The organism is Novosphingobium gossypii (assembly GCF_050433305.1).
GTDB classification, from domain to species: Bacteria; Pseudomonadota; Alphaproteobacteria; order Sphingomonadales; family Sphingomonadaceae; genus Novosphingobium; species Novosphingobium gossypii.
In genome coordinates, this window is sequence record NZ_JBNPXM010000022.1 from 1 (window position 1) to 12,466 (window position 12,466).

A 12,466-nucleotide genomic window follows, 5' to 3' on the forward strand; every position below is an offset into this window, starting at 1 on the left:
CGCCGATCACAACCCTCGATGAAACGCCCCATCTCACGCCTCCCAAGCAGGCCCGAAACATAGCACATCAACGCGTTTTCACACAGCCTCCACCCAAATCCGGCGTCACCCTAAACGGGGTCCATCGAGCCGACAACGCAGGTTTGTGATAGCGAACTGGAATGGCCGTTGGCGTCGCCACAGTCCGATACAGGCGGCCCAATGAATTCTGGAACGAGTTCAGGATGACGTGAGGCTCGGGCTTGTGCCTTGTCCATACGCTCCGCTACTTTTGAGCACGATCAATGCGCCGGTTCCCGCCTCAGGCGAAGCGTTCGGGCCTTACGTGGCGGCCGACGTAGGACAGCAGCCAGTCGCGGTGAGCTGCTACGGCGCTGCCGGCATGGGCGATGCGTTTTTCTGCGGCGGCGGTGCCGACTTGTGCGCCCAGCAGCTTGCGGGCGCGGTCGGGGGAAAGGCCGCCCGCCAGGAACCGGCGTGCGTCGCCGACGCCCAGGTGATGGCCTAGGTACGCCGCCTGCGCGACTTCGGTGGTGCCTTCGCCGATGCGCGCGCCTGCCTTGCGCAGCGCCTCCACGTTGCCGCTGGCGTAATCTGCGACAGCCTCGATCGACGCGCGCGGATCGTAGCGCATCGCCAGCAGCGCGGCGCGGCTGTCATCGGTCACCCGCCCGGTGGCATCGAGCCAGCCGCGCGCCTGCGCGACGCCATTGAGCCATGTGCCCGCACGCTCGGCCTCTCCCTCCCAGGTGCGGTTGAGGAACTGGCCGAGGCCCGCCGCGCTCGACCGGGGATTGCGCGAATACGGCTGCCACGTCCCGCCCGCGCCCTTGGCTGCCTCGGCATCGACGATGGCGGCGAGGGCCGACGCGGGAATGCCGGTGCGCTCCGCCGCGGCGTCGAGCATCCCGGCATAGCGCGCGTTCGGTCCATCCTGCATCGCCTGCGTGGGGCTGCCTGCCGGGTCGGCCACCTGCGGGGTGGCTTGCGGCACCACAGCGCCATCGGGTGCGGCTGGCCTATCGGGAGCCAGGATCGCGATCAGCCGGTCAAGGCCGAGCGGTTCGCTTTCACCCAGCGCCGGAACCGCGCGGGAGGGTTCTGGATCCCGCGCGTCGCCCGACCCCAGCGCCGCATGCCAGAGGCGGCCCGACATCTCGCTTCGGGCCTGCTCGTAGATAAGGCGCGCCTTCTGGGCCGCCGACAGGGCCGGAGCCGCAGGATCGGTCAGGCGCGCAGGGTCGATCATCGCGCCTTCCGATACTGGCGGATGGTACGCAGGAAGGCTGCGGCGCTGAGGTCGTCGGTGGCGGACTGTTCGGCGGCGGCCTCGGTGCGGGCGGCCTCGGCGCGGTAGTCGTCGGCGGCGGTCTCTATCCCGCGCAGCACGCCGTAGGCATCCACCGCCAAGGCGCGCAGGGCATCCACCCGCGCCTGCAGTTCCGCCTGCTGCGCGCCCAGCGCCTGCCGCTCACCCTGCATCCGCCGCTGCCAGCCGGGCGAGACGAGCGTGAGGTCGCCCGCCGCAAGATCGGCTTCCGACCGGAGGGCGGCGGCAACGCGCGCGCGTTCCTGTTCCACCGCCCCAAGCGCGCCGGCTTCGGTGCGGATCGCGCGGCTGACGTCGTCCAATTCGCGCTGCCGCACCCGCAGGGCGGCGTCGTAGGGCGTCTTCATGCAGCTTGCTCCAGAATGCCGGACAGGATTGCAAAGTCTTCAGCCGCGAAGCTGCGCGTGCGGCGGTCCTGCCGCAGCAGGTTCTCGATGCGCGGGGCGAGCGCGACGGCGCGATCCACCTCGGCGCTGGCCCCGGCGCGATAGGCGCCCAACCGCACCATCTCCTCCATGTCCTTCCACGTCGCCAGTTCGGCGCGGGCCGCCAGCCGCGTGGCGTTGTCCTGCGGATCAAGGCAGTGCGGCAGCGTGCGCGAGACGGAACGCAGCACGTCGATCGCGGGATAGCGTCCCCGCTCGGCGATCTGGCGGGTGATGACGATGTGCCCGTCAAGGATGCCGCGTACCGCGTCGGCGACCGGCTCGTTATGGTCGTCCCCGTCCACCAGCACGGTGAACAGGCCGGTGATCGTGCCCTGCCCCGCAAGCCCCGGCCCGGCGCGTTCCAGCAGGCGCGGCAGTTCGGCGAATACGGTGGGGGTATAGCCCTTGGTCGCGGGCGGCTCTCCCCCGGCAAGGCCGATCTCGCGCTGGGCCATGGCGAAGCGGGTGACCGAATCCATCAGGCACAGCACGTCCAGCCCGGCGTCGCGGAAATGTTCGCAGATCGCCAGCGTGGTCCACGCCGCCTGCCGCCGCAGCAGCGCCGGCTCGTCCGAAGTGGCGACAACGACGACGCTGCGCGCCAGCCCTTCCTCGCCCAGATCGTCCTGGATGAATTCCTGCACTTCGCGGCCGCGTTCGCCGATCAGCCCGATGACGGCCACGTCGCATTCGGTCCAGCGGGCCAGCATCGACAGCAGGGTGGACTTGCCCACCCCAGATCCGGCGAACAGGCCCAGCCGCTGGCCGCGGCATAGGGGCGCGAACAGGTCCAGCGCCCGCACGCCGGTGTCGATCCGCGCGCCGACGCGGGCGCGGGAGGATGCAGGCGGCGGCGCGCTCTTGATCCGGCGCTGGTCGGGGCCCTGCGGCAGCGGGCCCTTGTCGTCGATGGGGCGGCCCAGCCCGTCGACCACCCTGCCCAGCCAGCCGGGCGAGACGCGCAGGCCGAACTGCCCGGCGGACAGGTCCGCCCGTGATCCCGAAGCGATGCCGTCCGGCTCGTTGAAAGGCATGCAGTGGGCGATGCCGTGGTCAAGGCCGATCACTTCCGCCTCGATCGCGCCCGCGTGCGAGCGCAGCGTGACCCGCGATCCGATCCGCGCCGCGCCCTGCAATCCGTCCACCTCGATCAGCGCTCCCCGCACGGCGACGACGCGCCCGTAGCGCTGGTCGGGCGTGAGCATCCTGAGGCCGGCGGCGGCGGCAGCAAGGCTAGGCACTGGGTCGCACCTCAGTCTTCGGGTGCGGCGGGGGCGGAAGGGGCAAGGCGGGCCAGCGCCTCGGCCTCGTAGCCTATCAGCCAGCGGCAATCGGCCAGCGCCTGATAGAACTGGCCCACGGCCACTTTCTCGGCGAAGGCGACGCAAATCGCCTTGGCCTCGGGGGAGCGCAGGGCGCCCATCAGAGCTTCCAGCTTTTCCAGCAGAACCTGCTGGTGCCGGGTCAGGTCGGCGGGGTCGATGTAAGCCATCATGCAGGCGAAATAGAGGTGCTTGGCCGGAGAATTCGCATCCTGCGGCTTCATCACGTCGCGCCCGCGCAGGATCGTCGCGTCGTTCTCCAGCACCAGATCGGTGCGGCCCACGGCGCGCAGGACCGCACCGTTCACGATGACCGGCTCGTCGTTGCGGAGGGATATGCGAAGCGTCATGACTGAATGAACCCTATTTGCGACCTCCATTATAGGAGGGATCGCAGGCCTTCCGCGCGAAGGCAGGCAATTTTTGCCGGGTACCGTTGAAGATATGCTGAAATCCTGCGAAAATTTCCTGCGCGTCGCTGACCGCCTGTGGAAAGATCATCCTACAATGCCTGTGTCCGGTGCGCAGGGTGCGTCGCTCCGTGGCGCCAACACGGCCGCAGCGTCGGCACAGGAGACATGCAATGAGCCTCTATTCCGCTCTCTACGCCGGCGTTTCGGGCCTCAGCGCGCAGTCGAGCGCGATGGCCACCGTTGCCGACAACATCACCAATGTGAACACCGTGGGCTACAAGGGCACCTCGGCGCAGTTCGAATCGCTGGTCAACGGCGGCACCGTGTCGAGCTATTCGGCGGGCGGCGTCTCGGCGACGGCGAAGGCGCTGATCTCCAAGCAGGGGCTGCTGCAGGCGTCATCCAGCCTGACCGACATCGCCATCGACGGCGCGGGCTTCTTCGTCGTGCGCTCCAGCGCCGACGCGGGCGGAGCCACCGCGTTCACCCGTTCCGGATCGTTCACGCCCGACAGCTCGGGCTATCTGCGCAATACCTCGGGCTACTACCTGATGGGCTGGCCGCTGGATTCGCAGGGCAACTACCTCAACAATGGCGCGATTTCGTCGCTCGAACCGATCCGCCCGGCAGCATTGACCGGCGCCGCGGCACCGACGACCTCGATCGAACTGCGTGCCAACCTAAATGCCACCTCGCCGGTCGTGGAGAACTACGAAGCCGGCGATATGGCCACTTACGGCCTCGACCAGAATGCCGCCGGCGCCGTAGCCCCGCAGTTCTCGCGCTCGCTCGAAGTCTACGACGCACAAGGGACCGCCCACACCCTGACGCTGAACTTCGTGAAAACCGGCGCGAACCAGTGGTCGGCGGAAATCAGCGGCAACCCCGCCGACGTCAAGACCGTCACCAGGACCACGACGAACGCGGACGGCACCGTCACTGAAACTACAGGCCCTGTGCCCGCCAACGGCCTGATCGCGAGCACCACCATCAGCTTCAACCCGGACGGCAGCCTGAACCTGGGCAATCCCGCCAGAGCGCTGTTCCCCAACCTGACGCTGGGCTACAACAACGGCGCTGCAGCGTCCCCGATCAGCTTCGACCTTGGCAGCAATGCGGGTCTGGACGGGCTGACCCAGTTCGGCAGCGCTTCGGCCCTGCTGTCTTCCACCGTCGACGGCGGCATGCTGGGGACGGTGGCTTCGGTGAAGATTTCCGATACCGGAATCGTCAGCGCCGTGTTCGACGACGGCACGTCCCGCGCGATCTACAAGCTGCCGATCGCCACCTTCCAGAACCCGGATGGCCTAACCCGGATCGGCGGCAATGCCTACATCGTCTCGGAAGATTCGGGCAACTTCGCACTGAACGAGCCGGGCACCGTGGGCGGCGGCAAGATTTCGGCCAGCATGCTGGAAGCATCCAACGTGGATCTGGCGTCGGAATTCTCGAACATGATCCTGTTCCAGCGCGCCTACAGCGCATCGTCCAAGATCATCACTACCGTGGACGACATGCTGCAGGAAGTCAGCAACCTGAAGCGCTGACGGCCTGACCGCCAGCCGCGCAGAAGGCCAGCCTCATGTCGCTCAACTCCATCCTCAGCTCCGCGATCTCGGGGCTGTCGGCCTCGCAGTCGGGGATGCAGGTCGTCTCGACCAACATCGCCAACGTGGGCACCGTCGGCTATGCCCGCCAGACGGTGTCGCAAAGCGCGTCGGTGGCGGGCGGCACGGTCAACGGCGTGGTCGTCGGCGAACCGTCGCGGATCGCCGACAAGTTCCTGGAAAACGCGGTGTACCAGCGCGCCGGGACCGCCGGGCGCGCCGATGCGGCGGCGACGTATCTGAATCGGTTGCAGTCGCTGCTGGGTTCGCCCAGTTCGGACAGCGGCCTGTCCGCCCGGCTTTCGGCGATCACCAGTTCGATCTCTCAGGTGACCGGCCTTCAGGGTTCGCCCGAATCCATCGCGCTGTTCACCGGCAACGTCGACGACACGCTGGACACGCTGAAGGGCCTGCACAGCGACGTCTCCAACTTGCGCGGCGATGTCGAAAGCGAAGTGTCCGACACCGTCGGGCGGATCAATGTGCTGCTGCAGAAGATCCACGGCCTGAACAGCGACGTCTCGCGTCTGCAGGGGCTGGGGCTGAGTACCTCGGGGCCCGCCGACGAACGGATGAGCGCGCTGGAGGAGCTAAGCGGCCTCGTGTCCGTCAGCGTGCGCGAACAGCCCGACGGGCGCGTCACCATCGACACGGCATCGGGGCAGGTGCTGCTGGACAAGCGGCTGCGCCAGTTGAGCTATGCCGACGCGGGCGTGGCAGGATCGCAGTCCAGCTATTCCGCGATCGACATCCGCTTCGCCGCAGACAACGGCACGATGAACGCCTCGACCGGCGAAAAGATCGAATCGACAGCGGTGGGCGGCAAGCTGGGGGGCTTGCTGGACATGCGCGATCGTGTGCTTCCGGGCTTTTCCGAGCAGCTGGGGCAGCTATTCACCGGGCTGGCACAGACGCTGAACGCAGTATCGAACGCAGGCACCACGCTGCCTGCGCCGCAGACGCTGACCGGGCAGGCCAACGGACTGGTGGCGGGTGACCGGCTGGGCTTCACCGGCAAGGCGACGTTCGCCGTGGTCTCGGCCAACGGCACGCTGGTGGCCAAGACGACGGTCGATTTCGATGCGCTGGGTACGGGCGCCACGGTGCAGGACGCAGTGGACGCGATTAACGCCGGGCTGTCCCCCGCCGGCAGCGCCAGTTTCGTGGACGGGGTACTGTCGATCGGTGCTTCGGCCAGCGGCAACGGCATCGCCGTGGCGCAGGACGCCGTCGCGCCCAGCAACCGGGCAGGCGCCGGTTTCTCGCAGTTCTTCGGCCTCAACAATCTGGTCCGCTCAAGCGGTAGCGCGCTGACCCCGTCCGGCTTCACCGCGACCGATCCCACGGGCTTCACGGCAGGCGAAACGAGCCAGCTGATCCTGCGCGATTCAAGCGGCAGGATACTGGCGGACCATACCCTGACCGCCGCCGCCGGCGACACCTGGGGCGACGTGGTGAACCAGCTCAACGGCGGCGATCTGGCTCGCTACGGCACCTTCGCGCTGGATCAGAAGGGCCGCATCGCCTTTACGCCCAAGGTGGGCAATTCCGGCGCGACGATTTCGGTCCCGGTGGACAGCACCGATCGCTACGGTACCGGCCTGTCGTTCTCTTCCCTGTCGGGGCTTACCGGGGCGGCCAGCGGACTGTCGAACGCGCAAGTCTCCGCCGACATGCTGACCGACACGTCGCGCGTGCCACTGGCGCAGTTGCAGACCGGCGCAGCTGTCGGCGAAAAGGCGATTGGCGCGGGTGACATCCGCAACGCCACCGCCTTTGTCAACGCGCTGTCCGCCTCCGCAGACTTCGGCAAGGACGGAGCGGCCACCGTGACCCAGTTCGCCAACCGGTTGCTCGGCAATGTCGGGGCGCAGGCGGCGCTGGCCAAGACCACGGCGGCGGATTCATCCGCGCGCCTCAGCGACGCGGCCACGCGCCGCGATTCCTATTCCGGCGTCAACGTGGACGAGGAACTGGCCCAGATGGTCGTGCTGCAGAACAGCTATTCCGCCGCAGCGCGGGTGATGACAACCGCGTCGCAGATGTACGACGCCCTGCTCGACATGGTGTGATCCAATGACCCGCGTAGCCACCGTCCCCCTGCAGCAGACGCTATCCAGCGCCATCCAGCGTTCGCAGCAGAACCTTGCAACCAGCCAGCTGCAACTCGCCACCGAAAAGAAGGTGAACGACTATGCCGGGCTTGGGCTCGACGCAGTGCGCGTCCTGTCCGCCAAGTCGATGCTGGCGCAGCAGGAAACCTACAAGAGCAATATCGGGCGCGTTTCCACCACGCTGTCGCTGTACCAGGCGAACCTGGAAGCCATCGACGATTCGATGTCCGACATGCGCGAAGAGATCTACAGCGCCGTCGGGACGGGCAATTCGCCCGGCCTGCAGGACATCATCGAAGGCGCCTTTGCCGATTTGCGCAACGCCTTGAATGCGCGGGAAGCAGGTACGCCCCTGTTCGGCGGGTCGCAGACATCAGGGACGCCGTTCCTGCCCACGACGCTGGCCGAGGTTGCCGGAATCGATCCTTCGACCGCCTTTGCCAACGATGGGGTGAAGCTCTCCACCCGCGCAGGCGATGCGCTGGACGTGGAATACGGCATCGGTGCCAGCGACATTGCCGCCAAGCTGATCCCCGCGTTCCAGGCCCTGCAGGCTGCCGGCCCCTTCGGTGACACACTGACAAAGGAGCAGACCACCGCCATTAACGAGGCGATGGACCTGCTTGACACTGGCATCGCTCAGGTCCGCTCGGTCAATGCCAGCAACGGCCGCAAGCAGGCGCAGGTGGAAACGCTGGGTACCCGTGCCGGTGACCGCGTGAAGCTGCTGACCGGTGTTATAGGCGATGTCGAGGACGCCGACCTGGGGCAGGTCGCCATCGACATCTCACAGCGGCAGACGATCCTTCAGGCGAGCTATTCGGTCTTCTCGCAGCTGAACGCCATGTCGCTGGTGAACTTCCTGAAATAAGCAGGGCCGGCGATGCCGGCCCTGACACAAACCTCTACCAGAGCACGCCGTGCTTGTCGGGCGTTACCGGGCCGGGGGCTTCCTCGCCGATGCACTGCAACAGGTCGATCTCGATCGTGCGGCACATGGCGTTGAGCGGCAGGTCGTGGACATCGTTGGCGAAGGGATCGACCAGATCGTCGCCGATCGCCAGCACCGCCAGGAACATCAGCCCCGCGATCGTCGAGCCGAGCGGTGTTGCGAACTGCAGCGTCTCGACCAGGCCGATCGGCAGCAGCACGCAGAACAGATGCGTGAAGACTTCGGGAATGAAACGGTACTGGAACGGCAGCGGCGTGTTCTTCAACCGCTCCATGCCGCCCTGGGAATTGGCAATATCGACCAGCACCGCTTCCATCTGGGTCTGCTGGATGGTGTCGATCCAGCCAGCACGCCGCGCTTCGTCGATGCGGCGGCCGGTGCCGTCGAGAATGCCGTTGGCGACGTTCACGCGCTGGAGAGCGAGGTCTTTCTCGTGCTTGGGCAGCAGGCGCAGCACTTCCTCGTCCTGAGGCAGCCGGCGCAGCTGGCAGCGCAGCGCGTTCACGTAGGCAATCTGGCGATAGATGATCTGCCGCTTCAGTTCCGACGCCTCCGGGTCGGGCATGAAGTTGCGGGCCGCGCGCGCGATGTTGCGGCTGGCGTTGATCATCAGCCCCCACAGGCCGCGCCCTTCCCACCAGCGCTGGTAGGCGGAATTGCTGCGAAAGCCCAGAAACAGTGCCAGTGCCGAACCGAACAGCGTGATCGGCAGTTCGGGCGCCTTGAACGGCAGGATATAGTACGTGATCGTCACGATCACGTCCCACACGAACAGCAGCGTCAGCGGCCTCCAGATTTCCTGGAAAACCCGCCGGGAACTTGGAATCTTGGCGACGATCATTGGATCTTGGCAGGCTCCGCGCTCACCGGTGCGCCCACTGCCGGGCCAACCTTCGGGGCGCTTTCGGTCGAACGGGCCATGGCGATCGAAGTTCCGGTGGCCGGGCGGATCGAAAACCAGTCGACGCGGTCCACAGCCACCAGGAAGGCGAGCACCCCGCAGCCGAACAGCAGGAGCAGGCCGTTGCCGATGAACGATTCGCGCAGGCGGGCGCGGTCGGCGTCAGTCATGTTGCGCATGATTCATCTCCATCAAGGGTTGCCCGTAAGAGTGGGGAGCCCCGATTTCGATTGCATCAGCGTAGTGCAACAAAAGTTTGCTGCATCGCGGTATGTCGGTGTGCGGTGCAACAGAGCAGACAGGATGCAGCCATGCTCTGTCACGAAGCATTGAATTCATGGAGAAAGATTTCTGCCGGATGAACGAATCCGGGTGAAGGCAGGACGTTCAGAATGGCAGCGGCGTGCGGGCCAGGATAATCGCCAGCGCGCATCCGGCCACGATCACTGGCCGCAGCCAGTCGGATCGCGAAGCGATCGGCGAGGTGTGGACAAGGGCGACGATCCGGGCCATGGACGCACAATGCGTCAAAGGTGGTTTCCAAACCGTTAAGACCAAGCCGCCCGCGAGGAGTACCCGCAGGCGGCGAACCTTCTCAGACCGACGGCATCTGCTGGCTGGAGCAATGGAACGATCCGCCGCCAGCCAGCACCGCGTCCGCCATGATCCCCACGGTGTCGCGATCCGGGAACAGCGCGGCGATTGCGGCCACGCCTTCATCGTCATGCGGCGTACCGTAGATCGGTACCACCACCAGCTTCGAGGTGATGGCGAAGTTCATGTAGCTGGCAGGCTCCACCCGCCCGTCCGTTTCCACCCGGCCCGGCGATGGCACCTGCGCCACGGTCACGCCCGCGGCCTCGGCGCGTGCCTTGGCGTCGGCATAGATCGCGGCATTGGGGTCGTCCTGCCCGGTGGCGCGGGGCACGGCCAGCACATTGGGCGCCACGAAGCGGGCAAGATTGTCGACATGACCGTCGGTGTGGTCGTTGGTCAGGCCGTCGCCCAACCACAGCACCCGTTCGTACCCCAGATCGCGCTGCAGGCGCAGTTCCAGATCGGCGCGGGTCAGGTGTGGGTTGCGGTTCGGGTTGAGGAACACCTGCTCGGTCACCGCGACCAGCCCGGTGCCGTCGCCATCGATCGCGCCGCCCTCAAGGATCCAGTCGGCCAGCTCGACGTCCAGCCCGGCCTCGCGGACCAGTTCCTCGCCGATTTCCTGATCGCCGTCCATCAGGTACTTGCCGCCCCAGCCGTTGAAGCCGAAACGCATGCCCTTGCGGTTGCCATGGGCGTCCACCGTCACCAGCGGACCGGTGTCGCGCAGCCACACGTCGCCGTAGCGCCGCGTTTCCAGCACGACCTTGTCCGAGACCAGTTCGCTGGCGCGGGCACGATTGGCCTCGTCGCGGACGATCAGGCGCACCTCTTGGCCGCTCTCGGCGACGGCGCTGGCAAAGGCTGCCATCTGTTCCTGCGCGCGTTCAAGGAAGCCGGGCCACTCGACCGGATCGTGCGGAAAGCCGATCCACAACCAGTCCTGCGGCGCCCATTCGGGGGGGAGCGTGAAGGGGTTCGGTACAAAAGTCACTTGGTGTTGCATCCCTTGGTGGCGGCGGCACAGGCCTTGTCGCGGATCGCGCGGAACTCATCTCCCTGACGCCAGTTCGGCCACATCGTCCCGTCAGCCAGCGTCCGGCCCAGATCGTAGAACAGCTCCACGTCCTGCGTGATGCCGGTCCAGTCCCAGTTGTCGGAATATTCGTCCGCCGGGGCGTGATAGCGGTTGTCGGTGTAGTCCTGCGCGGCCTTTTCGCCTGCTGCAGTGCCGCCGTCCACCAGATCGCCGCTGCGTTCCACGTTGAACATCGGCACTCCACGCTTGGCGAGGCTGAAGTGATCGGAGCGGTAGTAGCCGCCGCGCTCGGGATGATCCTCGGGCACGTCGGTCAGCCCGCGCGCGGCCAGCGCCTTCAGATACAGGTCGCCCAGTTCCGACTTGTCCCCGCCGGTCTGGGTGTAGGACTTCGCACGTCCCGCCGGCAGCAGCGCGTCCATGTTCACGCCGCCCACGGTGTGATCCAGCGGATAGATCGGGTTGGCGCCATAGTATTCGGAGCCCAGCAGCCCGGATTCCTCCAGCGTCAGCGCCACGAAGACTTGGCTGCGCGCGGCAGGCCCCGCCTCGGCGTTCATCTTCGCGATGGCCGTCAGCGCGGCGACGCCGTCCGCATTGTCCACCGCGCCGTTGCAGATGTCGTCGTTCGGCTTGGTGCCCTGGGGCGCGCAATGGCCAAGATGGTCCCAGTGCGCCGAATAGAGCACCACCTCGTCGGGGCGCGTCTTCCCCGGCAGCACGCCGACGACGTTGTTGGAGGTCGATCGGCGGATCGTGTTGTCGAACCCAAAGCTGGCCTTGAGGCCCAGCGGCACGGCGCGAAATCCCTTGGTCTGCGCGGCTTTGGTCAGGCCGGCCAGATCCTTGCCCGCCGCCTTCAGGATCGCTTCGGCAACGCTCTTCTGCACCCAGCCGTTGGCGACGGTCTGGTCCATGCCGTCGTTGGCTTTCTGCACCGAATACTGCGCGCCGGTCCAGCTTGAGTTGACCACGTTCCAGCCATAGGCCGCCGGGAACGTGTCATGCACGATGAGCGCGGCGGTGGCGCCCTGCCGGGCGGCTTCCTCGAACTTGTAGGTCCAGCGGCCGTAGTAGGTCATGCGGCGACCCTTGAAGAGGCCCTGCTCTCCCTCCGTCGCGTAATCCGGGTCGTTGACGAGGATCACCGCCGTCTTGCCCTTCATGTCGACGCCGGCATAGTCGTTCCAGCCCAGCTCCGGCGCGACGATGCCATAGCCGACGAAGACCAGCTCGCTGTCCTTCACCTGCGACTTGGGCGTCACGCGATAGCTGCCCGCGACATAGTCGGCGCCCGGCTTGAACGACAGGCCGCCCGTCACCGTCATCGGCGTGAAGTTGCCCGCGGTCATCTCCACGGTCGGCACCGGCTGAAGCCATTCGCCCTTGTTGCCCGGCTGCAGGCCCGCTGCCTTGAACTGCGCGACGATGTAGTCGAGCACTTTTGGCTCGACACCGGTGCTGGGCGCGCGGCCCTCGAAATCGTCGGCGGAAAGGCGCTTGGTCACCGCCTTCATCAGGTCCACCGGCACATCGGGCTGCGCGCCGGCGTCTGCGGGCGGCTTCAACGCGGTGCCCTTGGGCAGCGGCTGGGCGGAAACCTGCATCGACGCGGCAAGCGCGACCAGCGCGGTCAGGGCAAAGGGGGACTTCATGGGGAACCTCCAACGGAACCGCGCACAGGTGCCAGAGGGCGGGGGTGGAGACAAGGGCAGGACGACGCAAGCTGAACCTTGCCCAAAGCGCGCCCGCCGGGCAGAACG

12 protein-coding genes are annotated in these 12,466 nt (G+C 66.8%); 3 read left to right on the forward strand and 9 right to left on the reverse strand.

Annotated elements, in window-relative coordinates; all coding sequences use genetic code 11:
• Positions 1–301: 301 nt before the first annotated feature.
• From GGR40_RS21645 to GGR40_RS21660, 4 genes are read right to left on the reverse strand one after another with little or no spacing between them, the layout of a single operon-like run.
• Complete coding sequence (locus tag GGR40_RS21645; RefSeq protein ID WP_429278339.1) at positions 302–1,249, reverse strand: transglycosylase SLT domain-containing protein; 948 nt, start codon at positions 1,247–1,249, stop codon at positions 302–304.
• On the reverse strand, positions 1,246–1,677 hold the full coding sequence (locus GGR40_RS21650) for a hypothetical protein (protein WP_429278340.1): 432 nt from the start codon (positions 1,675–1,677) through the stop codon (positions 1,246–1,248). The genes GGR40_RS21645 and GGR40_RS21650 overlap by 4 nt, the downstream gene beginning before the upstream one ends.
• Entirely contained in the window at positions 1,674–2,999 is a 1,326-nt protein-coding gene (fliI, locus tag GGR40_RS21655; protein WP_429278341.1) for a flagellar protein export ATPase FliI, read from the reverse strand. The genes GGR40_RS21650 and fliI overlap by 4 nt, the downstream gene beginning before the upstream one ends.
• An 11-nt stretch (positions 3,000–3,010) precedes the next feature.
• On the reverse strand, positions 3,011–3,430 hold the full coding sequence (locus GGR40_RS21660) for a flagellar biosynthesis repressor FlbT (protein WP_429278342.1): 420 nt from the start codon (positions 3,428–3,430) through the stop codon (positions 3,011–3,013).
• A gap of 233 nt (positions 3,431–3,663) precedes the next feature.
• On the opposite strand from GGR40_RS21660, the gene flgE reads away from it, so the two are divergent.
• The 3 genes from flgE to GGR40_RS21675 are packed head-to-tail and all read left to right on the forward strand — an operon-like array spanning position 3,664 to position 8,085.
• Entirely contained in the window at positions 3,664–5,040 is a 1,377-nt protein-coding gene (gene flgE, locus GGR40_RS21665; RefSeq protein WP_429278343.1) for a flagellar hook protein FlgE, read from the forward strand.
• Between the two features lie 35 nt (positions 5,041–5,075).
• Positions 5,076–7,172, forward strand: a complete 2,097-nt coding sequence (flgK, locus tag GGR40_RS21670; protein WP_429278344.1) for a flagellar hook-associated protein FlgK — start codon at positions 5,076–5,078, stop codon at positions 7,170–7,172.
• Between the two features lie 4 nt (positions 7,173–7,176).
• Positions 7,177–8,085, forward strand: coding sequence for a flagellin (locus GGR40_RS21675; RefSeq protein WP_429278345.1), 909 nt, complete (start codon positions 7,177–7,179; stop codon positions 8,083–8,085).
• A gap of 34 nt (positions 8,086–8,119) precedes the next feature.
• Here the strand turns inward: GGR40_RS21675 and GGR40_RS21680 are convergent, their stop codons facing one another.
• The 5 genes from GGR40_RS21680 to GGR40_RS21700 all read right to left on the reverse strand — a co-directional run bounded on the left by GGR40_RS21680 (position 8,120) and on the right by GGR40_RS21700 (position 12,358).
• On the reverse strand, positions 8,120–9,007 hold the full coding sequence (locus tag GGR40_RS21680; RefSeq protein ID WP_429278346.1) for a bestrophin family protein: 888 nt from the start codon (positions 9,005–9,007) through the stop codon (positions 8,120–8,122).
• A complete protein-coding gene (locus GGR40_RS21685; RefSeq protein WP_429278347.1) occupies positions 9,004–9,246 on the reverse strand; it encodes a hypothetical protein in 243 nt (80 codons plus the stop codon). Before GGR40_RS21685 ends, GGR40_RS21680 begins: the two co-directional genes overlap by 4 nt.
• Positions 9,247–9,454: 208 nt before the next feature.
• On the reverse strand, positions 9,455–9,580 hold the full coding sequence (locus GGR40_RS21690) for a hypothetical protein (RefSeq protein ID WP_429278348.1): 126 nt from the start codon (positions 9,578–9,580) through the stop codon (positions 9,455–9,457).
• An 82-nt stretch (positions 9,581–9,662) separates the two neighbouring features.
• Positions 9,663–10,670 (reverse strand): agmatine deiminase family protein, encoded by a 1,008-nt coding sequence (locus tag GGR40_RS21695; protein ID WP_429278349.1) that lies wholly within the window; start codon positions 10,668–10,670, stop codon positions 9,663–9,665.
• Positions 10,655–12,358 carry a M28 family metallopeptidase gene (locus GGR40_RS21700; RefSeq protein ID WP_429278350.1) on the reverse strand — a complete coding sequence of 568 codons (1,704 nt, stop codon included), beginning with the start codon at positions 12,356–12,358 and terminating at the stop codon, positions 10,655–10,657. Before GGR40_RS21700 ends, GGR40_RS21695 begins: the two co-directional genes overlap by 16 nt.
• Between the last annotated feature and the right edge of the window lie 108 nt (positions 12,359–12,466).